Source organism: Sphaerisporangium rubeum (genome assembly GCF_014207705.1).
Lineage (GTDB): Bacteria > Actinomycetota > Actinomycetes > Streptosporangiales > Streptosporangiaceae > Sphaerisporangium > Sphaerisporangium rubeum.
On the sequence record NZ_JACHIU010000001.1, the window covers coordinates 6,940,658 to 6,963,980 of the forward strand.

General features: G+C 64.3%; 27 protein-coding genes. 11 read left to right on the forward strand and 16 right to left on the reverse strand.

The genetic code is table 11. The annotated features are described in order from the left end of the window. Positions 1–27: 27 nt before the first annotated feature. The 4 genes from BJ992_RS29390 to BJ992_RS29405 are packed head-to-tail and all read right to left on the reverse strand — an operon-like array spanning position 28 to position 2,626. Complete coding sequence (locus tag BJ992_RS29390; RefSeq protein ID WP_184986503.1) at positions 28–231, reverse strand: hypothetical protein; 204 nt, start codon at positions 229–231, stop codon at positions 28–30. 17 nt (positions 232–248) lie between these two features. Further along, positions 249–902 carry a DUF2637 domain-containing protein gene (locus BJ992_RS29395; RefSeq protein ID WP_184986505.1) on the reverse strand — a complete coding sequence of 218 codons (654 nt, stop codon included), beginning with the start codon at positions 900–902 and terminating at the stop codon, positions 249–251. A gap of 40 nt (positions 903–942) precedes the next feature. Next, positions 943–2,286, reverse strand: coding sequence for an FtsK/SpoIIIE domain-containing protein (locus tag BJ992_RS29400; RefSeq protein WP_184989279.1), 1,344 nt, complete (start codon positions 2,284–2,286; stop codon positions 943–945). Positions 2,287–2,296: 10 nt separating this feature from the next. Continuing rightward, the gene (locus tag BJ992_RS29405) at positions 2,297–2,626 is read right to left on the reverse strand and encodes an SCO3933 family regulatory protein (protein WP_184986507.1); all 330 of its coding nucleotides are present in this window, start codon (positions 2,624–2,626) and stop codon (positions 2,297–2,299) included. Between the two features lie 106 nt (positions 2,627–2,732). Here BJ992_RS29405 and BJ992_RS29410 point away from each other — a divergent pair, with 106 nt between their 5' ends. Next, positions 2,733–3,101, forward strand: a complete 369-nt coding sequence (locus BJ992_RS29410) for a GntR family transcriptional regulator (protein WP_184986509.1) — start codon at positions 2,733–2,735, stop codon at positions 3,099–3,101. Positions 3,102–3,308: 207 nt separating this feature from the next. On the opposite strand, the gene BJ992_RS29415 is transcribed toward BJ992_RS29410, so the two are convergent. Continuing rightward, positions 3,309–3,587: a hypothetical protein gene (locus BJ992_RS29415; RefSeq protein ID WP_184986512.1), complete on the reverse strand. Its 279-nt coding sequence runs from the start codon at positions 3,585–3,587 to the stop codon at positions 3,309–3,311. 151 nt (positions 3,588–3,738) lie between these two features. Here BJ992_RS29415 and BJ992_RS29420 point away from each other — a divergent pair, with 151 nt between their 5' ends. Both BJ992_RS29420 and BJ992_RS29425 read left to right on the forward strand, forming a co-directional pair. Beyond that, complete coding sequence (locus BJ992_RS29420) at positions 3,739–4,479, forward strand: helix-turn-helix domain-containing protein (protein WP_184986514.1); 741 nt, start codon at positions 3,739–3,741, stop codon at positions 4,477–4,479. A gap of 3 nt (positions 4,480–4,482) precedes the next feature. Then, positions 4,483–4,959 carry an NUDIX hydrolase gene (locus BJ992_RS29425; RefSeq protein ID WP_184986516.1) on the forward strand — a complete coding sequence of 159 codons (477 nt, stop codon included), beginning with the start codon at positions 4,483–4,485 and terminating at the stop codon, positions 4,957–4,959. Here the strand turns inward: BJ992_RS29425 and BJ992_RS29430 are convergent. Genes BJ992_RS29430 through BJ992_RS29440 form a run of 3 tightly spaced genes read right to left on the reverse strand, consistent with a single transcriptional unit; the run spans position 4,843 to position 6,429 of the window. Continuing rightward, on the reverse strand, positions 4,843–5,505 hold the full coding sequence (locus BJ992_RS29430) for an HD domain-containing protein (protein ID WP_184986518.1): 663 nt from the start codon (positions 5,503–5,505) through the stop codon (positions 4,843–4,845). The genes BJ992_RS29425 and BJ992_RS29430 overlap by 117 nt on opposite strands. 46 nt (positions 5,506–5,551) lie before the next feature. Next, complete coding sequence (locus BJ992_RS29435) at positions 5,552–6,055, reverse strand: GntR family transcriptional regulator (RefSeq protein WP_184986520.1); 504 nt, start codon at positions 6,053–6,055, stop codon at positions 5,552–5,554. A gap of 26 nt (positions 6,056–6,081) precedes the next feature. Further along, on the reverse strand, positions 6,082–6,429 hold the full coding sequence (locus BJ992_RS29440; protein ID WP_184986522.1) for a hypothetical protein: 348 nt from the start codon (positions 6,427–6,429) through the stop codon (positions 6,082–6,084). 159 nt (positions 6,430–6,588) lie between these two features. Here BJ992_RS29440 and BJ992_RS29445 point away from each other — a divergent pair, with 159 nt between their 5' ends. Together BJ992_RS29445 and BJ992_RS29450 are read left to right on the forward strand one after the other, a co-directional pair. Continuing rightward, the gene (locus BJ992_RS29445) at positions 6,589–7,353 is read left to right on the forward strand and encodes an XRE family transcriptional regulator (protein WP_184986524.1); all 765 of its coding nucleotides are present in this window, start codon (positions 6,589–6,591) and stop codon (positions 7,351–7,353) included. A gap of 304 nt (positions 7,354–7,657) precedes the next feature. Further along, entirely contained in the window at positions 7,658–9,418 is a 1,761-nt protein-coding gene (locus BJ992_RS29450) for a DUF262 domain-containing protein (RefSeq protein WP_184986526.1), read from the forward strand. Between the two features lie 469 nt (positions 9,419–9,887). On the opposite strand, the gene BJ992_RS29455 is transcribed toward BJ992_RS29450, so the two are convergent. After that, complete coding sequence (locus tag BJ992_RS29455) at positions 9,888–10,103, reverse strand: hypothetical protein (RefSeq protein ID WP_184986528.1); 216 nt, start codon at positions 10,101–10,103, stop codon at positions 9,888–9,890. 1,131 nt (positions 10,104–11,234) lie between these two features. Here BJ992_RS29455 and BJ992_RS29460 point away from each other — a divergent pair. From BJ992_RS29460 to BJ992_RS29470, 3 genes are all read left to right on the forward strand, one after another. After that, positions 11,235–11,747, forward strand: a complete 513-nt coding sequence (locus BJ992_RS29460; RefSeq protein WP_184986530.1) for a hypothetical protein — start codon at positions 11,235–11,237, stop codon at positions 11,745–11,747. Between the two features lie 181 nt (positions 11,748–11,928). Further along, complete coding sequence (locus BJ992_RS29465; RefSeq protein ID WP_184986532.1) at positions 11,929–12,117, forward strand: hypothetical protein; 189 nt, start codon at positions 11,929–11,931, stop codon at positions 12,115–12,117. Positions 12,118–13,127: 1,010 nt separating this feature from the next. After that, the gene (locus tag BJ992_RS29470) at positions 13,128–14,357 is read left to right on the forward strand and encodes an AbiJ-related protein (protein WP_221475029.1); all 1,230 of its coding nucleotides are present in this window, start codon (positions 13,128–13,130) and stop codon (positions 14,355–14,357) included. 471 nt (positions 14,358–14,828) lie between these two features. Here the strand turns inward: BJ992_RS29470 and BJ992_RS34040 are convergent, their stop codons facing one another. The 7 genes from BJ992_RS34040 to BJ992_RS29505 form a co-directional block, all read right to left on the reverse strand. After that, positions 14,829–16,199, reverse strand: coding sequence for a tyrosine-type recombinase/integrase (locus tag BJ992_RS34040; RefSeq protein ID WP_184986537.1), 1,371 nt, complete (start codon positions 16,197–16,199; stop codon positions 14,829–14,831). After that, entirely contained in the window at positions 16,196–16,387 is a 192-nt protein-coding gene (locus tag BJ992_RS29480) for a helix-turn-helix transcriptional regulator (protein WP_343072925.1), read from the reverse strand. The genes BJ992_RS34040 and BJ992_RS29480 overlap by 4 nt, the downstream gene beginning before the upstream one ends. Further along, the gene (locus tag BJ992_RS29485; RefSeq protein ID WP_184986539.1) at positions 16,384–17,772 is read right to left on the reverse strand and encodes a replication initiator; all 1,389 of its coding nucleotides are present in this window, start codon (positions 17,770–17,772) and stop codon (positions 16,384–16,386) included. The genes BJ992_RS29480 and BJ992_RS29485 overlap by 4 nt, the downstream gene beginning before the upstream one ends. Positions 17,773–17,875: 103 nt before the next feature. Beyond that, positions 17,876–18,349 carry a hypothetical protein gene (locus BJ992_RS29490; protein WP_184986541.1) on the reverse strand — a complete coding sequence of 158 codons (474 nt, stop codon included), beginning with the start codon at positions 18,347–18,349 and terminating at the stop codon, positions 17,876–17,878. Between the two features lie 18 nt (positions 18,350–18,367). Further along, a complete protein-coding gene (locus BJ992_RS29495; protein WP_184986543.1) occupies positions 18,368–19,126 on the reverse strand; it encodes a DUF2637 domain-containing protein in 759 nt (252 codons plus the stop codon). Between the two features lie 16 nt (positions 19,127–19,142). Next, entirely contained in the window at positions 19,143–20,525 is a 1,383-nt protein-coding gene (locus BJ992_RS29500) for an FtsK/SpoIIIE domain-containing protein (RefSeq protein ID WP_184986545.1), read from the reverse strand. Beyond that, positions 20,525–20,875 (reverse strand): SCO3933 family regulatory protein, encoded by a 351-nt coding sequence (locus tag BJ992_RS29505; RefSeq protein ID WP_184986547.1) that lies wholly within the window; start codon positions 20,873–20,875, stop codon positions 20,525–20,527. The genes BJ992_RS29500 and BJ992_RS29505 overlap by 1 nt, the downstream gene beginning before the upstream one ends. Before the next feature lie 138 nt (positions 20,876–21,013). On the opposite strand from BJ992_RS29505, the gene BJ992_RS29510 reads away from it, so the two are divergent. The 3 genes from BJ992_RS29510 (at position 21,014) to BJ992_RS29520 (ending at position 23,300) form a co-directional block, all read left to right on the forward strand. Next, a complete protein-coding gene (locus BJ992_RS29510) occupies positions 21,014–21,394 on the forward strand; it encodes a winged helix-turn-helix domain-containing protein (RefSeq protein ID WP_184986549.1) in 381 nt (126 codons plus the stop codon). A 254-nt stretch (positions 21,395–21,648) separates the two neighbouring features. Further along, positions 21,649–22,686 carry a P-loop nucleotide/nucleoside kinase family protein gene (locus tag BJ992_RS29515; protein WP_221475030.1) on the forward strand — a complete coding sequence of 346 codons (1,038 nt, stop codon included), beginning with the start codon at positions 21,649–21,651 and terminating at the stop codon, positions 22,684–22,686. After that, positions 22,683–23,300 (forward strand): nucleoside/nucleotide kinase family protein, encoded by a 618-nt coding sequence (locus BJ992_RS29520; RefSeq protein WP_184986553.1) that lies wholly within the window; start codon positions 22,683–22,685, stop codon positions 23,298–23,300. The genes BJ992_RS29515 and BJ992_RS29520 overlap by 4 nt, the downstream gene beginning before the upstream one ends. Positions 23,301–23,323: the final 23 nt, after the last annotated feature.

Below are 23,323 nucleotides of genomic sequence, written 5' to 3' on the forward strand. Positions count from 1 at the left end.
TGTACGGCCAGGCCGGGGGCGCCGGGGCTATGCCCCGTGGTTGTCGATGCCGGTGCCGAGGCAGTCGGCGCAGGTGTCGCCGAGACTGTCGACGCCGGTGCCGTTGCAGGTGCAGCAGCGGTAAGCCCGGATGATCACCTCCTCATCAAGGCCGATGCCACTCATCTGGGCGTCGAGGAAGTCGGCCAGGTCCCGCAAGCCGGTGACGCAGGCGGGACGGTCAGGGGTCATGGTGGGTCCTCCTTTCGTCAGGTGGGTTGGGTTGCTGTGCGCAGATGGCGCAAGAGATCGGAAGCGAGTTGGTTGGACACTCCGAGGCGAGCGCGTAGGACGTCGCGGCTGATCGGTTTGCTGTGCTGGGTGTGGTACTCGGCGGCGATCTTTCGCGCGTAGTCGAGGAGTTCGAGGGACGGTCCGGGGTTCTCGTCCTGGCCGTCCTGGCCGTCCGGGACGGAGGCCGAAGCGGTCGAGGACGACGGGACGAGCGCCGTTGGGATCGGGGACGGTGCGGGATGTGGCGTACCGGTGGAGCGGCGTTCGAGCATGGAGACGGCGACGAGAAACGCACCCGCGGGGGTGGCCGCGACGATCCAGCCCCAGGCCGAGGGTTGGGCTTGGTGCAGGTTGGCCGCCAGGGACAGGACGATGCCGCCGGCCAGGACAAGGGTCGGCCAGGACGCGAAACCCGTCCGGGGACGTCCTGTTTTCTTGTCGCGTTGCCGTTCGCGTGCGGCCATGACGCAGGTCAGGTCGACGCAGACGGCTACGGCCCAGGCCATCGGGCCGTGTTGTCCGTGCGCGATGGCGGTGTCGCGGATGTGGGTGAACGATCCGGCGCCGGCGATGGCCGCCAGGATGATGACCGGTCCGGAGTCGGCCAGCCAAGCGGCGAAGCGTCGCATCGTGTCCCCCCTTTCTGATCAGCGGACGGGTCTACAGGTGTCAGGCGTCAAGCAGCGCGGCGAGGTCAGGCGTGGTGACCTCTGCGGGGTGCTGCGGAGCGGTGAGCTCATCCCAGGACGGGGTGAGATGAGCGTGGGTACGTGCGGCCTGTTCGGCGATGTGCTCTGCCACGTGGAAGGACCTGGCGCGGTACCACTGGCCGTCTTGGGAGGCGACGATGGCCACGCCTGGTGTGTCGGCGGGGATGGCGCGGGCCGACACCAGCGCGGCCGGGTCGAGGTCGCCGAGGGTCATGGTGGCGGTTTCGGGGTCGTTGACCCGGTGGCAGATGCGTCCCGAGCACTGAGCGCGCAGTGCGGTGACGCCGGGACCGAGATCGGACCCGATGCGCTGCCCGCACACGAACAGGTAGATGCCGAACGCGCGGCCGAGTTGCGCAATTCGGAGCAGGGCCGTGGAGGTTCTGGCGACGTCGTCTTTCTCGGACTTGTCGGCCATCAAGTACAGTTCGGCGACCTCGTCGACGAGCACCACCACCGGCACCGGCCGAAGGCCCGCGGGGAGCTGCCAGATGTTGCGTGCACCGGCCGCGCGGCACAGGCCCATCCGGTCCAGCATCATCGCGATCAGGTCATCCAGCAGCGCGAGCGACTCGGCGCGGTCGGTGGCCAGTGCCGACAGCCGCGGCCCGTATGGGGTGAACTCGACTCCGCCTTTGAGGTCGAAGCCGACCAGGGCGACCGGTTGCGACGCCAGTCCGACGAGCAGGATGTTCGCGAGGTTGGACTTACCCGATTGGGTGGCGCCGGCGTTGAGCCAGTGCGGAACGGTTCGGAAGTCGATGACCCACGGACGGCCGTTTTCCAGCGCGCCGACGACGACTTTCAACAGCTCACCGGAGGCAGGCACACGGTCCAGGCGGATCAGCGGGTCACGTATCGTCACGGCCAGCACGACCCGTCCCCGCCGCGGGGAGAAGACCCGGACCGCGTGGACCCCCCAGGCGTGCGCCAGCCGTTCGGCGGCATCGGCGTAGTCGGCGGGGACCTGGCCCTCTAACAGCCGGACGGTGACGCGCCAGCCGTGCCGGGTGGGCCGAGGCACCCACATCCACGGCTTGACGTCCACGGCGACCCGTTGGAAACGACGCCGCACTTTGACGATGCCGGTGGAGGCGACGGCGCGCGGGACGACGGTGAACCACCAGCGGTGTTGTTTCTTGGTCAACCCGCACCCGAGCGCGACCTTGCGCCAGGTGAGCCGCACGCGGATCACGGTGACGACGCCGCCGAGGAGCAGCCAGTAGGACCGGTAGTGCCAGTGCCGCCACGTCCACAGAGCCGTGAGCAGAGCGGCGAGGTAGGCCAGCGTCCCGAACAGCATGTTCAGCGGGTCAGGCACGGGCACCCGCCCCGGTGAGGGTGAAGGACGTGGCGCGGTAGGAGATGCCCCACCGCTGGCCCATCTCCCAGACGTAGCCGACCAGGCCGACCGGGATCACCTCGTCGCCGGGGGCGATCGGGGAGTCGCCGGACAGCCCGACCTTGACCAGCTCGATACGGCCGGTCTCGTCCTCCACCAGCAGGACGACCTCTTGGACGATCTGGCCGTCCTTGTCTTTCTTGATCTCGCCGGTGTCGGTGTTGACCAGGCGGGGCCGAGGCGCCTTGACGCAGGTGAAGCTCAGGCGTCCGGTGTCGACGGGGATCGGGATGTTGCGCATTGCACATACCTCCTATCTGTCTAAGCCAACATAGTTAACCTAGTTGGCCCGGCTGTCAATGACAGCGTGGTTGGCTTGGTTGGACCTGGTGTGCTCAACTTGGGGAATGGTCAAGAAGACCGGCCGCCCCGGCTACCTCCAGATAGCCGACGAGCTGCGCGAGCAGATCCGCCGCGGAACCCTGGCCCCAGGGGACCCGTTGCCGTCGACGACCCGGCTCGCCGAGGACTACGACGCCTCGCTGTCGGTGGTGAAGATGGCCGTCGGCATCCTGCGGAACGAAGGCCTGGTCATCGGCCAGCAAGGCAAAGGCGTGTACGTCCGCGAGACCGCCACCGCCGGAACCCCTGCCGCGACCGCCGAGGACCTGGCCGACATCCGCGCGACCATCAAAGACCTCACCGAACGCCTCGAACGGGTCGAGGCGACGCTGTCACAGCAACCCGGCCGGCCCCGCCGCTCACCGCGAACCTGACCGTCCCGCCGCCGGCGTCGTCCCTTCCGGGCCGGGTGTCGCGGACATGCACACCGATGACGCGCCGGGCGAACGCCGCCGAGTGCGACTGCGGCGCGACCGGCAGGCTCATCCGCCGTTCCTCCTGACGAACCCCGGCCAGCACGACCAGGAACCCGACGATCCCCGCGACCCCGAGCACGATGACCACCAGCGGGAACAGCGTGCTCATGACCAGACCACCCCGGCGTACCGCGAAGCCGAGGCCACCAGGCCGACGAGCGTCACGGTCAGAATGACCGCCGCCGCACCGGGCCCGCTGTCACCGGGACGACGGGGACGACCGGCCGGCCGCGTGCTCCCGCCACGGCCCTTGCGCCGCTTGACCTGACGACGCTGCCAGCGCAGCACGGCGGTGCACTTACGGCAGGCCCCGGCCCCCTCAGGCATCCGGGCCCCGCACAGGCACGGCGGGGTTTCATCCAGCGGGGGAATCTCGTGTGTCATCTGCGTTTTCTCCTCTCTCGTCACGGACATTTCGTGGTGCGAGTTAGAGGATGCGACGCAGCGTAGGGACGAGATCACTACACGACTGGACGTGTGCAAGACGTCCCGACTAGGGTTTTGACGTCCCTGGACGTCCTAGCGGGCAGGTGCGATGGCCAACGAGCGGTTACGAGCGACACTGCTGGAACGCGGCGTATCGATCAACGACCTCGCCGCCGCCACCGCCGTGGACCCCAAGACCGTCGAACGCTGGATCACCCAGGCCCGCCGCCCCTACCGCAAACACCGCTACGTCATCGCCACCTTCCTCCAGGTCGACGAGGCCTACCTATGGCCCGACGCCCTCAGCCCCGAGCAGGTGACCGCAGCCGGCGAAGGCGAGATCATCCACGTCTACCCGCACCGCTGGTCCGTCCCACGGGACATCTGGGGACGCTTCTTCGGAGAAGCCAAACAAGACATCGGCCTGCTCATCTACAGCGGCATGTTCATCGCCGACGACCCCGGCATGGTCAAACTTCTCGGCGACAAGGCCGCCGCCGGAGTCCGGGTCCGCATCCTTCTCGGCGACCCCACCTCACCCCAGGTGGCCCAGCGCGGCGCCGACGAGGGCATCGGCGAGGCGATGGCCGCCAAAGCCCGCAACGCGCTGGTGCTGTACCAGCCGATCCGCGGCATCGACGGCGTGGAGATCCGCCGGCACGGCACCACCTTGTACAACTCCATCTACCGCGCCGACGACCAATTCCTCATCAACCCGCACGTCTACGGCCAGCCCGCCGCCAACGCCCCGGTCCTGCACCTGAAGAAGGTCATCGGCGGCGACATGGTATCCACCTACGCCGCCAGCTTCGAGAAAGTCTGGGACGAGGCCACCCCGGTAGAGTCCTGAGCCATGGCCCGCCGCATCGACTACTACGACGACCCCCAGGCCCCCAAGGCCAACAGCCTGGTCCCCTCAGTCAACGTCGTGGTCACCAACCGGTCCGGCGACATCCTGCTCATCCGCCGCAGCGACAACGACAACTGGGCCGTCCCCGGCGGAGCCATCGATCTCGGCGAGTCCATCCCCCAGGCCGCCATCCGCGAGACCCGCGAGGAAACCGGCATCGACTGCGAGATCACCGGCATCGTCGGCACCTACAGCGACCCCAAGCATGTGATCCTCTACACCAGCAACGGCGAAGCCCGGCAAGAGTTCTCCATCGTCCTCACCGCCAAAGCCGTCAGCGGCGAGCCGACCCCAAGCGACGAGTCACGCGAGGTGCGCTGGGTAAGCCGGGACGAAGCCGCGGGCTACCCGATGGATCGTTCGATGCGGCTGCGCATCGGCCACTACCTCAGCGGTCAAACCCGGCCGTACATCGGCTGACACCATCCGCTGCTCAATGGCCCGCACCGCCGACATGATGCACGGCGTCGCCTTGGCGATCGTGGCCGTGACCAAGTCGTCCAGCCCGTAGCGCTCCCGGATCTCCGCCAGCCGGTCAATCGCCTCCACCGGCACCCCATCCGGACTGGTCGTCATGTCGCAGTACGTCAGCGCCTGCACCAGGTCAGCCCGCCGCTTGGGGAACTCACCCTCCAAGACGTCCAGCAGCCCCCGGTCACCGGCCTCGATCTCCGCGCAGGTGTGATGCGCGACCAGCTTGCACAGCAACTCATCGGCCCCGTGCACGTCCCGCAGATACCGCGCCCCGTCAATCGGATGAAACCCGACATCCACCAGATCCGGCGCGTACCCGATGTCATGCAGATAAGCCGACATGGCCAGAAGCTCCGCGTCCTTACCCAGGATCGGGGCGAGCTGTTCAGCCCGCCGCCCGACCCCAAGCGAGTGCTCCCACCGACGCGGCAACGCGTCCTGAAGCGTCTTACGTGCCAGCTCACGAGCCCAAGCGACGTTGATGTCCTTCATGCCCTCACCATCGCAGGCCCCCTCACCCTTGATCCAGGCAACCGACCTAGACGTCTTGAGACGTCTCGATACGTCTCTCCTGATCCGGCCGGACGAACCGCCCCTTCCCGTGCACCGCGACGATCAGCCCCTCCCCCTCCAACAGGCCGAGCGCCTGACGCACCGTCGTCCGCGAGGCCGCAAAGTGCCGCCGCAGATCCCGCTCACTAGGCACCTTCCCCGCCGGCGGCAACTCCCCCGAGGCGATCCGCCCCCGCAACTCGGCAGCGATCGACTGATACAGATACTCCCGATCCACATGACGAACCTCCTCCCGCAACACCAGCCGACCTTTGGAAGGAACCGTCACCACGATCCCCTCCTCCACCAGAACCCGCAGAGCCCGACGCACCGTGTTCCGCGCCACCCCGAACTCCACACCCAGCGCCGTCTCAGACGGCAGGTAGGCACCCGCCGGATACACCCCCACCGTGATCCGCTCCCGCACCCGATCAGCGACCTGGGAATACACCCGCCACCCGGTCAGCCACCTACCCACCGTCCCACCCATCTCCGCTCCCTGGCCCGGTAAGCCGCTCACGACTTGTACGAGTCAAGGATCTTGTGAAGCTCCGCGACCCGAACGTCCTCCAACTCCTGTTGCGGCCACCCCGCCAGCGCCACCCCCGCGATCACCTCCGCCGCCTCGTCGAGCTGGTGACACGAGGTGCGCTCATCGTTGCGACCACCCCAGATGAACCACAGGAACACCAGGTGCACATACACCCGCCGCGACCGAAGCCGACCGTCGAACACCTCCAAACACGGCCGGTCATCCTGATCGGACAGGTGATGCGCCTCCACCCCCCGCCCCGCCAGCCGATCCCGCAGCCCCAGCAACAGCCGATCCATCGCCGACCGCTCGTGCTCATCGACCTTGCCCATCGGACACCCCTTCCGCTCTAGCGCACCGTCCAGCCGGTAACGCTCGGTGCCAACGAGCCTGCTCTGAGCCGCAGAACCTCTCCACCACTCCTAGGGACGTCTAGGGACGTCCTGTGTTAGCTTCGCCGTGCCGGTACATCCGCCAAGGAGGGAACCCGCATGAACGACAACCTCCGCCACGCCCTAGCCCAAGCCCGCATGCGCACCATCGACCTCGCCACCCACCTGGCCGTAGACCCCAAAACCGTCGACCGCTGGCTAAAAGGCCGAATCCCCCACCCCCGCCACCGCTGGGCCGTAGCCGACCTCCTCAACACCAACGAAACCGACCTATGGCCCGAAGCCACCCAACCCCACCGCCCCATCGGCCCCGACATCAAAGCCATCTACCCCCACCGCTGGACCGTCCCCCAACCCCTCTGGCACCAACTCTTCGCCAACGCCACCCACCACATCGACATCCTCGTCTACAGCGGCCTCTTCCTCGCCGAAAACACCGGCATCCTCCACCTCATCACCCAACGAGCAAAAGCCGGCGCACAAGTCCGCATCATGCTCGGCGACCCCACTAGCCCCCACGTCGCCGCCCGCGGCACCGACGAAGGCATCGGCCCCGACCTCATGACCGCCCGCATCAACAACGCCATCAAGCTCTACCAACCACTCCAACACGCCGACGGCATCGAGATCCGCCTCCACCGCACCACCCTCTACAACTCCATCTACCGCGCCGACGACCACATCCTCGTCAACCTCCACGCCTACGCCACCCCCGCCGCCCAAGCCCCCGTCATGCACCTCCACACCCAAGACGACACCAGCACCGCCACGACCTACCTGACCAGCATCGAGCACACCTGGGCCAGCGCCACACCACTCACCCAGTCGAGCGATCCAGAACGCATGACCAAGATCCAAAAGTAACTTATCTGTACGTCTATCAAGGGCGGCCCGCTGCGCGGTCCGCCGGCGCGCTGGCCGGTCTGCGTGCCCGACTGCGGCTCTCCGGCCGGTCCGGGCACGCACCACCCCGCGCGCCCGAGAGGCCGGCAGACGTCACCAATTGAGACCATGACAACCGCTCACAGTGGTTCTCCTGCTGCGACTCTTCGGCCAGTCGCGGCAAGCACCGTCTGCACGCTCAATACGCATGGGAAGACGGACAGACGTGGCTCCAAGTCTAGAAATCATCCGTGCAACCTCGCCGCTAACGTGGCAGACTTGCCTCATGGCCGACTTCGATTCACAACCAAAGTCGATTCAATCCATCTATGGGTGGTACAGCGAACAAAAACTGCTGATCAATCGCCGATATCAGCGAAAGCTGGTATGGACCCTTGAGGAGAAGCAGAAACTCATCGAGTCCCTCCTGAAAAAATACCCAATTCCCGCAATTTTACTGGCCGAGCGGGAACATGGTACCTATGAAGTGATCGACGGCCTTCAGCGTCTGCATACAATAGTCTCATTCATCGAAACCGCGTTCGCCACTAAAGGTGGCGAATATTTCGATGTTGCTCAATTCGTCACGGCGAAGAATCGAGCCTCTTCCGAGATCTTTTCGATAACTGCGGGCAAGGTCTTGTCGGCTAGTGAGGTGGGTGCATTTCTTGACTACTCCACCGCCATCTATGTCATGCGGGGAGCGAGTGATGATGAAATTGATGATGTATTCTCGCGAATTAATACATATGGCCATAGGCTAAGCGAGCAGGAACGCAGACAGGCAGGGGTTCAAGATGAATTCTCTACCCTTGTCCGCCTTTTGTCTTGCGACATCCGCGGAGATGCTTCAAACGATATTCTAACTCTGGAAAAGATGCCGTCGATCAGTATCGATCTACCTAAGACAAAGCATGGCTACGAAGTTGAGGCAGATCAGGTTTTTTGGGTCGAGCATGGCATTCTCAGGTCCACCGACCTGCGCGACTCGATGGATGAACAGTGTATCGCCGACATATGCGGATCTATCGTCGGGGGACAGCTTCTTGAGCGCTCCAAAGACGCATTGGATCAGATCTATGAAACCGCTTCTCCGGAGAATCAGCGGATAATTACGGCACTCGACTCTTATGGGGCAGAAAGGTGCTCAGCGGAGGTAAAGCTATGCCTGGACGAAATCCGTTCTGTATGCGCTGACGGCAGTAGCAGCAAGTTGCGAAATATCCTTTTCTCCAAAAGGACGACCAATCCTTTCCCGGCGCTATTCGCAGTTCTGGCCATAGCGTTTCATGAGCTTCTCATAGGAGAAAACAAAAAAATCGCTGATTATGCTTCGATCAAGACCGCGCTCAGTGCACTCGATAAGCGTATCGACACTAGCAGAGGTTCTACTTCTCCCGAACAGCGCCGGAAGAACATTAACACTATTAAGGGCTTGATTGGCCCATACTTCGTGGAGAGTGAGGCTCGCGAACTATACGACGATCACACCGTGACAGATATCGACGCCATTATTCGCCGATCCGAAATTGAGGCGCCTCACTACGAGTTGAAGCAGGGTATACTGCGATTGGAAGGTAGTCGAAAGATTGATTCGGATACCCTCGAAGCAGTTATCAGAACGATCAGCGCCATCGCCAATAACGGTAAGGGTCGTGCGGGTACTGTCCTGATCGGAGTAGCAGATCGAGAAGCGCATGCAGACCGTGTTCGCGACCTGGACGGTATCGAGCCACGGAAGGTGGGTCGGCGATACGTCGTTGGTATACGGAGAGAGGCAACAATATTGAAAGAACTCCCAGAAAATTATGTTGCACGATGGAAGAATGCTATTCGTTCGTCTAGCCTTCCGCAAGCATTGAAGGATGGCGTACTCTCCAGCCTTGCATATTCTGATTATTATGGCCTCGGAGTAATCGTGATCCGCGTCCCACCTCAACGAGAGCCTTCTACTATTGGCGGCAAGCTCTACATTAGAGAGGTTGATGAAACGGTAGAAGTTACTGAGCTAACCCGAATAATGGAAGTGACAAAGCGTTTCAATTAATCATCTGCTCTGCTTGCGGCGGCGTTGTCAACCGCAAGTCATGACGTGTCCGGCGGCCTGGACCCGCCGATCAGGGCCTATACGCGATTCCGCGGTCCGCACCTAAGGTTGGCGCTTGGTGCGGAGCCAACTGAGGTCAGCGCATCGAGTCCGTCGGGAGAGAGGCGGACGTGCCTGCCTCCCTGAGATCCGAAGCACAATTTATAGCACCTGCACAGCGCGGGTTTGCCGCTTGGCAGTAGAAGCCCCTGGTCTTGCCAACACGGACGCTAACAGCATCCCTAGATACTGGTAGCCCTCCGATAGATGGCGATCACGAACGGATGCGCTCTGAGCAGGATTCAGTTACATTCGTAGACATCGGTGGATTATCCGCGGACGACTTTTAATCCGTAGAATTCGAGCCGCCCAATCAGTCACGCATCGTTGCGTGAGCCCCGCAAGCTCGCCACCTGCGGGGCTCACTCCCTCAGGCGTCTTCGTTCTCAGCCTTGGCGCTGCCCGAAAAGATCGCCTTGACCCACTCCACGAATCGGTCAAGCACCTCAAGCAGCCAGTCTCGCCGCTCCTTGGGGAGTGCGACGGACAGGGCCAGGGCTGGAACGAACGCTAACACCACCACCAGAAGAGGTAGCGCGATCAGGGCCGCGACGATCACACGCAGCCACTGGGGGAAAGTCGACATCGAAGGTCCTTGCACCGATCGAGGGTCACCTCAGGGGTTCTGCTTGCCCCTGACGTCCCTCATGACCAACCGCCGCCCACGGGCGTGGAGACGGAACTACTCGTTTGATCTGTGATCCTGAGTTCGCTGAATCCTGTGATCTTGAGTTCGCTAAGCGGCGTAGTCGTGTCTTCGTTAGCTACGTGATCAGTTAAAAAGTGAAGTCAGCAGTTCAGTGATGATCAGTTCGAGTCTTGGCTTGTCCGCGTAGTCATGTCGATGCGTTGCGATGTCTATCGGCATCAGATGCGCCGAGTCGTTACGCAAAGGCTACACCCTCCCCGTCTACGATAGACCCGATTAAAACCGCGTCCTCAGTGCCCGGTAGCCGGCCAAGCGCTGCTAGCAGTCCGCCAGGGTAACTAGGCACCGAGACCAGGGCGCGTAGCATGTGCGGAATGATCAAAAGTTAGGATGATACCCAAAGGGACGTCTCAGGGTGCCGCAGGTTCGAATCCTGCCGGGGACACTACTGCTTTAGGAGAGCAGTGTCTCGCCTTGCCGCATGTCCACCTGAGCTGCTGCACGTGGACCCTGCGAACCTTGGCCTTGTCACAGGCGCCGGCGAAGCTGCGACGGAAGTTCGGCGGTTCGACCGGCCGTCCACTCGCGGTGGTGAAGACGAGCCCTGTCTCCTGCCATGACTCCCCCGCGACTTGTCTGGCTTCCGATGAGCGATGCGGCCAGCATCAAACCGGGGATGCAAGGGTGCACGTGAGCCTGCCCCCGCTGCACGATTGTCCGGAGCACCCGGAACCTGTCAACTTCGGCTGTGTCCGTAGGGAACCAGTCACGCTGGAAGGTCACCGGGAGCATGGAGCACGCCAAGCCGCAGTTGACAGAACCCGGGCGGTAGTCCCGGAGTTGGCAGCTATCGGGGGCAGGGAGAAAAACGGCGCTTTCTTCATAGCGGTCGTTCTGCTCTCGCGACTAGCTCACACACCTGGACCAATGTCCAGTTTGCCCGTTATGTGGCGAAATATGGTTCACAGGAAGACTGCACTTCATGGCGAAGTCTCCTCCAGTAGGTCTAGGTGATGCTTACCCTCATCGGTATGCTCTAAGGACTTCGACTCGGGCAGGTGGGGCCATATGGGCTTTTCCGACTTTATGCAGCGCAAGGCAAACGAGCGATGGGCGCGTGCTGTTGAGTCCGCGTTCTGGCAGGCCGTCCGTCAGCGTGAGCGCCTTATGGGTCATGGAACCGCTGTCGATTTGATGCGGTTACATGGCGCCTCTTGGGAGGTTGCGTTACATGCCAGCCGACAGTTGGAACCGCGAAACTGGTTGGACTACGAGCACATTAGCGGCCATTTACGGAATCGGCTACTGACTGATCTTGCCGATGTGAAGGGCGTATCTACATCAGCACTAGCTGAGGCTCTTGCCCGCAGCCAGGAAATGAAATCCCTTAAGGAGGAAAAGGAGAGAGCGCGCGAAGAGCACGCCAAGGTGCAGGAAGAGTACGACAAGGCGGAGGCGGAATTCGGCGCAGAAAGCTTTGAGTTGGAGCAGATTGAAGTCCGACTTAATGAAGCGTACATGCGCTATGCAACACTTAGGGATGAATATAACGCTAAGGTGCGTGGGCGTTCGGACTTATAACTAGGGAGTGCTCTCGTGTTGGGCATCAGTCGTGCAATAGATTAGTCGGCTAGTCCGTAATCACAGCAGTGACGCCGTGTCAGAGGGTGGGGGCACATCGCATCCACAGATGGCGGCAGCCACTGTCCGCACGGAATTAGAACCCGGCTTACAGGCCAAACGTTCCGATAGGGCCGTGCGTGTGAGCAAGAGGCGATACGTCGTCAGAGGCGTGCCCGGCGGCTACCGGATCTGGGACAACAAGGCCCGTCGCTGGTGGGGTGACCTCTACGAGCCATGCCCCGACGACCTTCTGAACGAGTTGAACGGCGAGAAGAACAGCGACAAAATCGCCGCACTACTGCAGCGGTACCGTGTCCAGAAGCGATAGCGAACTGCTGTGTACAGCAGTGAAGTACAGCAACACCACCTCACACAGACACCCACGGCCGAGCCGTAACCACCTAGCAAGCAGGGTGCGGAGCCCTCTACGTCGTGACTGGCTCCCGTTTGCAATCAGACAGTCAGATGTAGAGAAATAAACCACGAAAGGCGAGGTTCCGTACAACCGCTTTGCGATGTGCACAACGCTCTTGGCCCCGGAGAGACTCAGGAAGCGGATAACTGACGGCCACTACGACCCCATACTGGGTGGGTGAACAGCTTTGTTGTCTTCCCCAGAGACCCTGAGACATCTGGCATGTGCTATGGCCTCGACAACGCAGGCTTACCTCGGCACATCACCCAAATTGTACTCCAAGACGTGATTGCTACGTGGGTAGTTACCCCGACAACCCCAGGAAACATTAGTAACTTGCTCCGTAAGAGCCGTATCGCCGTCCTCTGCAGCTTGGTTGGGCGCGAACTTCTAAGTGACGGCGTGCTCTCATCGCTTCATGCTGTCGAGGCTGCATTACGGCAGAGGATCGTGGACAGCGGAGCGTCCGGCGTTGATAGGCGAGGCGCACCACTTGCTTGGAACAATCTCTTCCAACGAGCCGTCTCTCTTGGACTACTCAACCGTGAGCCCGACGAAGCCGATCGCGACTTGATCGATTATGGCCGTGAATTGCGGAACAGTCTCTCACACCCGTCCGCAGTCCTGTACCTGACCTACGCAGCGGCTCTTCCGCTGATGGAGACCTCCCATCGCGTAGTTTCCCGCCTCTACCCACCGGTCGCTGAGGATAAGCCCGGCGGGGCCGGCGAGCCGCAGGCCCTCGTGTTTCGCCGAGGAGCTACCGGATCCGACACCGCCACCGACCACACCGAGGCCCACAACTAGCCCGCACAGGTGTCACAGAGAACCGGTCGATAGACGGGCTAATGCAAGTCCATCATAGATGCATGGCACAGCCTTCCACTCCGTCTGCCCATGACCATCAGACCAGGATCACAGGGGTGACTCGACGCGACGTCTTTGACTACCTACATGGCATGGACGGCGCATGGTGGGGGCGTCTCGATGAGATCGCCTTCCTGGACAGTCTCTACGACCTGGACGCGTTGCCCTCAAACGATTCTCGATACGCGACAGCGCGCCGCGACATCATCCAGCATCGGATGAACAATCTTGACTGGGAGGACGAATGGATCTTCGAAGACTCGCGGTTCCAGCTTCTCGACGGCCCTGACGAGGTCCTCCTAGCCTTCCTGGCACGGGTAGTTCATCCCGAGGTGCAACCTGATGTGGACCGGGCCGCCCGGCAGGTCGACGAGCTGAACCGGCTTCTCATTCCAGATGGCTGGGTCCTACGGGCTCATGAGTTCTTGTCGGGTCGGCCGATCTACGCTCCAGTCGCGACAGGCAAGCCTGCTAGCCCAGTAATCCCTTTGCCACTCCGGGATGATGACGCCAGCAAACTCGATCTCGTTCTCGGTCAAGCGCATCATCTTCTCGATGCGGACGGTCACGGACTGGCCCGCGATCTGCTTTGCGACGCGACTCTCACCCTGCGCCGTGACGGTGGCTTCTTCCATCCGATCCCCGGCGACAACTGGAGGGACGCCAGCTACCAGGCTGTACTCACCGTAGACCCCGTTCTCGTCCCTGAGTTCACCCCGGCAGTGCGGGATCTGATCTGGCAGCACCTAGGCACCGTGCTTGAGCGACTGGAACGCGCCGATGTCTTTTCCCTGGTGGTCGAGGCCGCCCTTCTCCCGCTTCCTCCGGTGTCAGAAAACTGGCGGCAAGTAGCCGCCACGCCTACTGCCAACAATCAGGCGCGACGCGAGAGAGCAGTTGGCGAGGGATACCCAACACTGGACAACCTGGTTTTTGGCAGCCGGGCCGAACTTGTCGTCTACAAGGTCCTCTGCGCGATTCAACGGGACAGTCCTCCGCGGAGCTCGATCGCCATCCTGCCACTTGCCTCCGCCAAGCTTCGTGACGCGGGTGTACGCAGCCCTGATTTCACGGTTCTCGGCAACGGCCGCGCCGTCGTCATCGAAGTCGACGGCCCGCACCATTACGGCCGTACCCGCAAGGCAGACGACGAGGACCGCGACCGGCATTGGAACCGCTGTGGGGTTCGAACGATTCGCATTGCGCACGAGCAGACCGACGACCCCGTCTCCTTAAAGGAACGTCTCCACGAAGACCTTTTCCGGGCGTTGAATCCGGCCCGTTGATCACTGCCTCATGGAGTGGTGGTGATCGGTTGCCGCGCGGACTCCGGTGCTCGGACCTAGCGGCCCTGGTCTGGGGACTGCTTGCACCGAGTAACGTGGCGACCGTGCCTCACGGTGCGGGACATGCGCGGGACGATGTTGTTCAAGGTGTGGTATGGGTCGGGCGTTCTCGCAGCTCATGACATATCTGCATGCCGTGTGACCATCGCTCTCCTAAAGCGGGTGCCGCAGGTTCGAATCCTGCCGGGGGCACCGAGTTGACCTTGCGATTCACTGCCTGACCTGCGCCTATTGCCAGGAATAGGCGACAGGACAGAGACAGGCGAGAGCAGCGACATGCAGCCGTAGGCAGTCGTATGTCAGCACCCGTGCAATATACGTGCAATGATCTTGGAGACGTTTCGCCAGGTCAGCCCAGAAATGCGAATGGCCCCGGGGGTAAACCCGAGGCCATTCCGCAACCGCTCGCGATCACTCGTTCAGAGCGTTCAGGATCTTGGAGTTCGCTAGTTCCCTCTGTCCGTCGATCACCTTCGCGTACACGCGTTGTAGGACCTCTACGCTGTGGCCCGCCCGCTTGGCGACCTCAGTAGGGGCGACGCCGGAGGCGAGCCAGAGGGAGACGGCCGCGTGTCGAAGGTCGTACGGCGTAGCCGCCAAAGAAGAGAGTACCTGCTCAGGGGTGAAGGCCTGCTTGCGTACCGACTTCCACACGCGGGAGATCGCCGAGTTGGTGTAGAGGCCGCCCTTGCTCGTGGCGAACAGCCTGCCGTCGCTGGCCACGCCGAACTCTTCGAGGTGCTCGCGCAGGATCTTCACCAGAGCCGGAGGAATCGGCACCGGCCGCGTGTCCTTGTCCGCCCGGTGCTTCAGACCGCGATCGTCGTGCGCCGCGCCCGAGTCGGTATAGCGCTTGTTGGCGAAAGGCCGTGCCGCCTCCAAGGTGAGCAGCCCCCATCCCTCCCGCGGCAGGTCGCAGTTCGCTCGCTTGAGGCCCGCGGCCTCTTCCGGACGAAGTGCGGCGTAGTACATGCACGCGTACATCGCCCGCATCCGAGCCCCGCGCGTCCGGCCGACACGAGGCGCGGCATCGAGCAGTGCCCGAGCCTGATGAGGGTTGACCACCGTCCGGGGGTCAACCGCGTCCACCGCTTCCGGAGGCGTCCACTTGACGCCGTCAAGCGGATTGACGCCGAACATCTTCTCTTCCACGGCCAGTTCGAGGAGATGGTGAAAGACCTCTCGCTTACGTAGGACCGTGTTCGCCGCCGCCCTCTCCCTCTTGAAGGTAACGGAGATCGCATCGAGGCCGAGCCGGATCACGCGCGCCTGTTCGAGGTCAGCCAGAGGCAGCGACGCCGTTTCGAGCCAGCGTAGAACCGGGGCTTGCGCGGCCCGCAGCTCTCCACGCCGCTCGTCCGGAAGCAGGTAGTACTCCCGGAGGACTCTGCGCATGTCATCGACATCAGGTCGGCCGGGCAGGTCCTTCACCAGGGCCGGAACCAAGGCCAACAGGGCATAGACGTCCGTCTCCCTCGTTCGGGCCGCTGATGTCTTCCATCGCTGGGCTATGAACCGCTGCGCGAAGATCAGGAAGGTAGGGCCGCTCTGGTTCGGCTCACGTGCCAGCATCGACTCGGGTAGCCCAGTGTCGATATCGAACGCCTCGCCATTCTTCGCAGCCAGCCGAAGGTCACGCATGTGACTGTTGGCGAGTTCCTTGGTCCGGAACGTCTTCGACGTCCGGCGGCCGGCGACCGACCAGCGCGCGACGTAGGACGGCGTCTTACTCGACTGGTTCCGGTAGATCTCGAAGAACTTCACGTCATAGCTGGAGTTCACGCGGCCTCCCGCCGGGACTCAAGCCACACCGTGAAGTCGCTGCGCCGGACCAACAGATCACCATTCGGCAGCTTCACGCAGACGGGTGCGCGGCCCAGCTCACGCCAGCGGTAGAACGTCCGGCGAGAGATACCGCCCAGCTCTTCAAGCACCTGAGGCAAGGGCATGAGTTCGTCCCGGCGGTTCACGGGCCAACCTCCACGAATGCCGACGTAGCAGGCTCAGGCCGTCCGGTCAGGTACGAAGCGAGGACCTGTTCCCCCTCAGTCAGGCCCTTACCGGCGTACTCCCAGTGCGCCACGACGAGGACCGTGTCCTCGTCGAACAGGGGTAGCCGTCCGGTGGTGATCTCCTCGTCGCGCATGTGGTCGGTACGGGCGGCTCGTAGTGCGCCGAGGGTGGTGGAGTAGCGGCGTGATTTGGTGGAGAAGTGGCCGCGGAAGCCGAGCATGTGGGCCCATTGGGCGAGGCGTAGTTCGTTGAGGCGGTCGAGTTGGGCCAGGCGGAAGCATTCGGCGATGAGGCGTCGGGGGTGTTCGCGGAGGCGCAGGCTGGTCAGCTCGTCGGGGGAGGTGATGCGCCGGTCGACGGTGCCGACGCATTCGGCGGCTTTGGTGGCGTACTTGGCGATGTAGCCCGCGACGGCTTGGTCTGTCAGGTCTCCGTGCGTGGTGATGGGCCGGATATCGAGCTGGGTGCCCCAGCGCAGGGTCCGGGAGGGCTCACCGCGCAGCGCGGGGACCGGGACGCTGACGGCTCTGGCCGCGTGTCGGACGGCTTGGGTCAGGGTGTCGTGGTTGGCCCAGGCCGGTGGAGGGGTGTGGGGGCCGTCGGGGCCGTCGAGGCGGATGACGGCGTGGAAGTGGACGACGCCGCGGCGCTGATACTCGGCGACTTTGGCGAAGGAGATGACCAGGTGTTCGCCGAGGGTCTTGAGGGTCAGGCCGTGGAGCTTGGCGAGGTGGCGGCGTAGGGCGAGGGTGAAACGGCGCCACAGCTCAGGGGCCAGTGCGTTGAACAGGACGTTCGCGGCGTAGTCGTAGCAGTCGGAGCACAGGGGTTCGCCGAGGCGGGTTTCCTGGTCGCCGTGCCGAGCGGTGCAGGAGATGACGCGGCCGTGGGGGCAGGGGGTGGCGTCGCGGCGCGGGTGGCAGGGCTGGACCTTGCCGTTGTGTTCGTGTCGGGTGTGGACGGGGCCGAAGGAGGGTGCGGTGAGGGTGACGAAGAGCGCCGGGTGTGCGATGACTGAGTCTGGGACGCCTTTGCCGCCGGCCAGGCCCGCGCGGATGAGGTGGTAGGTGTCTGCGCGGTAGGTCTCGGCGCAGGCGGGGCAGCGGGACGCGCGACGCGTTTTACAGGGGACGCGCAGGACGCCGCCGGGTTCGGTGTTGGTGCTGTAGGTGTGCAGGACGTTGCCGGTGGCGGGGTCGATGTGGCGGACTCGGCCGCGTAGGTGGATGGGTTGGCGGCATCCGCCGGTGGCGCGGATCTGTGCGGCCCAGCGGTCGTATTGGGGGTCGTGGAGTCGGGTGATGATGCCGGTTACCGCGTGCTGAGCGCGGGGGTTGGGCATGATGGGGCGTGTTCCTTCCGGTTCTTGCTGGATCGGTGGGGATGGCCCCCGACGTGGCGCGGAACTTGGCGGTTGTGTGGCCACGCCGGGGGCGCCGGGGCGGTCAGGCCCCGTGGTTGTCGATTCCGGTTCCGTCGCAGTCGCGGCAGGTCTGCGCCAGGCTGTCGACGCCGGTTCCGCCGCAGGTGCCGCAGTGGTGGCGGATGACGGCGATGTTGTTTTCGACGGTGACCGTCTGGCGCGTGGTGGGGTTGAGGGTGATGCTGTCGGCGTAGCTGCGGCGCGCGTCCCAGCGGGCACGGGCGGCGGCGAGTATCCCTACGGCCTTGTATTCGGCTAGGCCGAAGGAGACGCTGGTGGAGACGTGGCCGTACACCAGGTCGTGAGCGTTGATGTCGGCGCTCATCAGGCGGGCGACGTGGGTGACCTGGTCGCAGATCTCCTCGTCGGTGCCGCGGGGGTAGTAGGTGGCGGTCAGGGTGCCGTCAGGGAGGGGGATGTCGGGGTTGGTGTCGAGGAAGTCGGCGAGGTCGCGCAGGCTGTTGATGTAGGCCAGGCGGTCGGGGGTGTGCGTCATGGCGGGGGTCCTATCGGGTCAGGCGGGGTCGGGGGCGTTGCGTAGTTGCCGCAGGAGTTCGGTGGCGAGTTGGTTGGAGACACCGAGCCGAGCGCGCAGGGTGTCTCGGGTGATGGGTCGGCCGTTTCTGGCGTGGTGGTCGTCGGCGACGCGCCGCGCGTAGTCGAGCAGGCCGCCGGGGGCCGGCGCGGGTTCGTCCTGACCGCTGTGGGGTTCGTCCTGACCAGGGACGGCAGGCGCCGCTGATGGGACGGCCGAGTACGGCGGTACTACTGCCGGTACCGGTTGTGAGGACGAGGCGGGGACGGGGACGGTCGTCGAGGACGGGACGGGTACCGGTTCCGGTACGGCCATGGGGGACGGGGACGAGCGGTGCGGGACGGTGCGGCGTTCGAGCATGGAGACCGCGACCAGGAACGCCATGGCGGGGGTTGCCGCGGTGACCCAGCCCCATACCGAGGGGTGTGCTTGGGCGAGGTTGGCCGCCAGGGACAGCACGATGCCGCCGGCCAGGACGAGCGCGGGCCAGGAGATCAGGCCGGTACGGGTGCGGCCGGTGCGCTTGTCGCGCTGACGTTCGCGTGCCGCCATGACGCAGGTGAGGTCGACGCAGACGGCGACGGCCCAGGCCATCCAGCCGGTTTGCCCGTGTTCGGTGGCGGTGTCGCGGATGTGGGTGAAGGAGCCCGCGCCGGCGATCAGGGCGACGACGGCCACCGGTCCGGAGTCCAGCAGCCACCGCCCCAGCCGGGCCAGTCGTCCGCGCGGTGCGTTCATCGGTGATGTCCTCCGTTCAGGCCGCGATCTGGGGCTGATCGGTGCTGTCGAGTTCGTGGCCCAGGCCGCTTGCTTTGATCTGGTCCCAGGACGGCGTCCGGTCCGCGAAGGCGCAAGCGGCTTGCTCGGCCGCGGCGGTGGAGACGTAGCCGGAGCGGGCACGGCACCATCGGCCGTCGGCGCCGGTGACGATCGCGACACCGGGCATGCCGGGTGGGATGGACCGGGCGGCTACCAGTGCGTCGGGGTCAAGGTCGCCGAGGGTCATCACGGCGGTTTCGGGATCGTTGACGCGGTGGCAGATGCGTCCGCCGATCTGAGCGCGTAGTGCGGTCACGCCGGGGCCGAGGTCGGAGCCGATGCGCTGCCCCGACAGCAGCAGGTGGATCCCGAAGGCCCTGCCGAGCTGGGCGATGCGCAGCAGTGCGGTTGCGGTCTTGGTGACCTCGTCCTTTTCGGCCTTGTCGGCGGTCAGGAACAGCTCTGCCAGCTCATCGACCAGGATCACCACAGGGATAGGCCGCAGGGCGTCGGGGAGTTGCCAGATGTCGCGGGCACCATGTTCGCGGCAGGCCAGCATGCGCAGGCCCATGATGCCGATCAGTTCGGCGAGCAGTTTGACGGCGTCGGTGCGGTTGGTGACCAGGGCCGACAGCCGCGGCGCGTAGGGGGACAACTCGACGCCGCCTTTGAGGTCGAACCCGACAAGGGCGACCGGTTGCCGTGCCAGCGCGACAATCAGCGCGTTGATCAGGTTCGACTTACCCGATTGGGTGGCGCCGACGTTCATCCAATGGGGGATGAGCCGGAAGTCCAGGGACCACGATGCGCCGGACTCCAGTACGCCGACCACCGGCCGCAGCAGGTCGGCCGCCGTCCACCCCGATGGGGGGTCATCGCAGGGTGTGGCCGGTTGGACGTTGGTCAGAGGGTCGCGGACGGAGGCCTGTAAGGTCACGCGGCCGGGACGGGAGCCGACGACGCGGACCGCTTCCACCCGCCAGGCGTGCGCGAGCCGTTCGCATACCTTGGCGTAATCGTCGGGCACCTGGCCGTCGAGCAGGTGGAAGGTGACGCGCCAGCCGTGCCGCAGGGGCCGGGGGAGTTTCATCCATGGCTTGGTGTCGACGGCGACCCGCTGGAAGCGCCGCTTGACCTTCACGACGCCGGTCGAGGCGACCAGGCCGGGAACGGTGGTGAACCACCAGCGGTGACGTTTCTTGGTCAGGCCGCAGCCGGAGGCGATGTGCCGCCAGGTCCAGCGCAGCCGTACCGCCTTGACCGGGAAGCCGATCAGGTACCAGTACGAGACCGGGGCCAGCCGCCGCCACAAGCGCAGCGCGACCAGGACGCCGAGCGCGATGAGCGCCGGCCGGGGGATGACGTCGAGGAGGTTCATCAGGCCACCTCGGTGGACATGCCGGGTGCGGTGCGGATGAAGTCCGCGGCCTTGTAAGCAATGCCCCACCGGGCCGCGCCGCCGATCATCTGTTCCCAGACGTAGCCGACCAGGTTGACCGGGGTCACCTCGTCGCCGGCGGAGATGTCCGGCTCAACGCTCGTGCCGATCTTGAGCAGTTCCAGTCGGCCGAAGGCGTCTTCGACCGAGACGGTGACTTCGTAGACGATCTTGCCGTCTTTGTCGCGCTTGATCTCGCCGGTGTCCCGGTTGACCAGGCGGGGACGTGCGGGCTTCACGCAGGTGAAGTTGAGCCGGGAGGTGTCGACGGGGATCGGGATGGTGCGCATGACGAAGGGGGTCCTTTCGAGAGTGGATGCCTAGACCTCATGGAACACTTGGAATTCTAAGTTGTCAATGCGTTCTATGGGCGCTTGGTTGGCGAGAGGGTTGAAGCGTGGTGAACTTGAGGGGAGCGAAGGAGAGCGATGGTCCAGAACACCGGCCGGCCCGGCTATTTGCAGATAGCCGACGACCTACGCGCGCAGATCAGCTCCGGCGCTCTGCCCGCCGGCCAGGCGCTGCCGTCCATCCGAGAGCTCTGCGAGCGCTACGAGGTGTCGGCGAGCGTGGTCAAAGCAGCCATCAGCGTGCTCAGAACCGAAGGCCACGTGATCGGCCAGCAGGGCAAAGGGGTGTTCGTCCGCGACCGGCCGCCGGCCGACCAGCCCGCGAAGGACGGCCATGGGGAGATCCTTGACCAGCTGTCCGAGATCAGGGCGGTTCTCGGTGATCTCGGCAAGCGTCTCGCCGATCTTGAGACGGCCGTCTTCCAAGAGCCGAGACGATCTGACCGACGCGGCACGTGAGCTCTTCCAGCTCCGCATGGATCGCGGCGAGTTCCTCGGCGACGTCGCGCTCAGTGCCGTTGTTCACAGTGACCTCCCCGGCATCTCGTGTCCTTGTGGGATGCCTTAAGTTCACCGTGATCAGCGGCTTTTCTGTATCACGAGGCCCTAGCTAAGCTTCATCACGCCGTCTCATCAGCGGTTTACACGAGCGTTTTCACATGCACAGCCGAACAGTCCCGCCGTCCCCCGAGCGTGAACGTGAAGGAACGCACTTGAAGACGACCCGGCGCCAAGGCTGGACCCCCGCGACGTTACGGGAGCACCGCGAAGCCCACGGCCTCACCCTCGAAAGCGCCGGCGACAAGCTACGCGAGACCGCCACACGGCATAGCCTGGCCGTCCCCGCCGCCAACTTCCAAACGCTGTGGGGACACGAGAACGGGACCATCTACCCCGGACCGCACTACCGCCGCGCCTACTGCCTCATGTACCAGGCCACCGAACCCGAACTGGGATTCCGCCTGCCGTTGCCCGGAGAATCACAGAAAGCCGACATCGTGATTTCCGAACTGCCCGCACCCTCCGACCCCGCCGCCGACAACGCCGCGGCCCAGGTCATCGAGGAGACATTCACCAAAGTCACGGTCGACGGCATCAAGGACGACGACTCACCCCAAGCCGCACTACGTGAACGCGTGGTCGACGCATGGCGCCGCCGCCACGGCGCAGGCGACCCCAGACCGATCCTCGTCCTGGTCGGCGGATACGCCGGATCAGGGAAAACCGAGTTCTCCCGCTTCCTGTCCGACATCACCGGATGGGCCTTCCTGGACAAGGACTCGATCACCCGCAGCATGGCCGAACGCCTGCTGCTCTCACTCGGCAGCGACGCCAACGACCGGCACACCGAGCTGTACCTGACCGAGGTCCGCCCACTGGAGTACCGGTGCCTGATGGAAACCGCATGGGACAACCTCAACTGCGGCACCTCGGCGATCCTGTCGGCCCCCTTCATCGCCGAACTCCGCGACGAGGCATGGTTCACCCGCCTGGAGAACCGATGCGCCGCCAAAGGCATCGACCTGGCCGCGATCTGGGTACGCTGCGACCCCGAATCCATGCGCGAATACATCGAGTTCCGCGCCGCCGCACGTGACGCCTGGAAACTGGCGAACTGGGACCAGTACGTGACCGGCCTGGACGTCGACAACCCACCGGCCACCGCACACCTGACCGTGGACAACCGACTCGGCGCCGCCATCAGCCTCGCAGACCAGACCCGCGACGCACTGAAGCGCATCCTCACATGACCCCACCCCCTAACGGCGTAGTGCTGTACGGCCCACCCACCAGCGGCAAAAGCACGACCACCACAGCCCTTCACCACATCGACCCCCGATTCCACCTGCTGCGCAAACTCAAAGTCGGCACCGGCCGCGCCGAGGAATACCACCTCGTCACCGCCGCGCGCCTCAACGAGCTGCGCCAGGCCGGCCGCACCATCGCCGAGACCCACCGGTACGGCAACACCTACGCCATCGACCGCGCCGAGATCGACACCATGACCGCCGCCGGACACATCCCCGTCGCACACATCGGCAACATCCCCGACCTGCGCCACCTCGTCGGCCGAGACCCCTGGCTGCGCGTCCTCTTGTGGGTACCCCGCCAGGTCTGCGAACAACGCTCCCGCCACCGCGGCGACGCCGACACCGCCGCGCGCCTCACCGCATGGGACGAAACACTGGCCGACCTCCAAGCCCACACCGACGACGGCTTCTTTCACCTACGCCTCCACACCGACCGCATCAGCCCCAAGCAGGCCGCCGGCGAGATAGCCCAGGCATTCAGCGCACTCACCCGCCGTCCCCTTCACCAGGAGCCACCCCACCGGGAAGACGCTGGAGCACAGCCGGCGGGATGAGCTCCAACCGCCACCACGTCCGG

Coding starts and splice junctions, on each gene's coding strand:
- BJ992_RS29490 (WP_184986541.1), bottom strand. CDS start 18,349: ATGACGCACACCCCCGACCGCCTGGCCTACATCAACAGCCTGCGCGAC.
- BJ992_RS29450 (WP_184986526.1), top strand. CDS start 7,658: ATGGCCGACTTCGATTCACAACCAAAGTCGATTCAATCCATCTATGGG.
- BJ992_RS29430 (WP_184986518.1), bottom strand. CDS start 5,505: ATGAAGGACATCAACGTCGCTTGGGCTCGTGAGCTGGCACGTAAGACG.
- BJ992_RS29400 (WP_184989279.1), bottom strand. CDS start 2,286: ATGCTGTTCGGGACGCTGGCCTACCTCGCCGCTCTGCTCACGGCTCTG.
- BJ992_RS29505 (WP_184986547.1), bottom strand. CDS start 20,875: ATGCGCACCATCCCGATCCCCGTCGACACCTCCCGGCTCAACTTCACC.
- BJ992_RS29425 (WP_184986516.1), top strand. CDS start 4,483: ATGGCCCGCCGCATCGACTACTACGACGACCCCCAGGCCCCCAAGGCC.
- BJ992_RS29445 (WP_184986524.1), top strand. CDS start 6,589: ATGAACGACAACCTCCGCCACGCCCTAGCCCAAGCCCGCATGCGCACC.
- BJ992_RS29395 (WP_184986505.1), bottom strand. CDS start 902: ATGCGACGCTTCGCCGCTTGGCTGGCCGACTCCGGACCGGTCATCATC.
- BJ992_RS29500 (WP_184986545.1), bottom strand. CDS start 20,525: ATGAACCTCCTCGACGTCATCCCCCGGCCGGCGCTCATCGCGCTCGGC.
- BJ992_RS29420 (WP_184986514.1), top strand. CDS start 3,739: ATGGCCAACGAGCGGTTACGAGCGACACTGCTGGAACGCGGCGTATCG.
- BJ992_RS29435 (WP_184986520.1), bottom strand. CDS start 6,055: ATGGGTGGGACGGTGGGTAGGTGGCTGACCGGGTGGCGGGTGTATTCC.
- BJ992_RS29485 (WP_184986539.1), bottom strand. CDS start 17,772: ATGCCCAACCCCCGCGCTCAGCACGCGGTAACCGGCATCATCACCCGA.
- BJ992_RS29510 (WP_184986549.1), top strand. CDS start 21,014: ATGGTCCAGAACACCGGCCGGCCCGGCTATTTGCAGATAGCCGACGAC.
- BJ992_RS29390 (WP_184986503.1), bottom strand. CDS start 231: ATGACCCCTGACCGTCCCGCCTGCGTCACCGGCTTGCGGGACCTGGCC.
- BJ992_RS29415 (WP_184986512.1), bottom strand. CDS start 3,587: ATGACACACGAGATTCCCCCGCTGGATGAAACCCCGCCGTGCCTGTGC.
- BJ992_RS29460 (WP_184986530.1), top strand. CDS start 11,235: ATGGGCTTTTCCGACTTTATGCAGCGCAAGGCAAACGAGCGATGGGCG.
- BJ992_RS29410 (WP_184986509.1), top strand. CDS start 2,733: ATGGTCAAGAAGACCGGCCGCCCCGGCTACCTCCAGATAGCCGACGAG.
- BJ992_RS29440 (WP_184986522.1), bottom strand. CDS start 6,429: ATGGGCAAGGTCGATGAGCACGAGCGGTCGGCGATGGATCGGCTGTTG.
- BJ992_RS29495 (WP_184986543.1), bottom strand. CDS start 19,126: ATGAACGCACCGCGCGGACGACTGGCCCGGCTGGGGCGGTGGCTGCTG.
- BJ992_RS29405 (WP_184986507.1), bottom strand. CDS start 2,626: ATGCGCAACATCCCGATCCCCGTCGACACCGGACGCCTGAGCTTCACC.
- BJ992_RS29455 (WP_184986528.1), bottom strand. CDS start 10,103: ATGTCGACTTTCCCCCAGTGGCTGCGTGTGATCGTCGCGGCCCTGATC.
- BJ992_RS29520 (WP_184986553.1), top strand. CDS start 22,683: ATGACCCCACCCCCTAACGGCGTAGTGCTGTACGGCCCACCCACCAGC.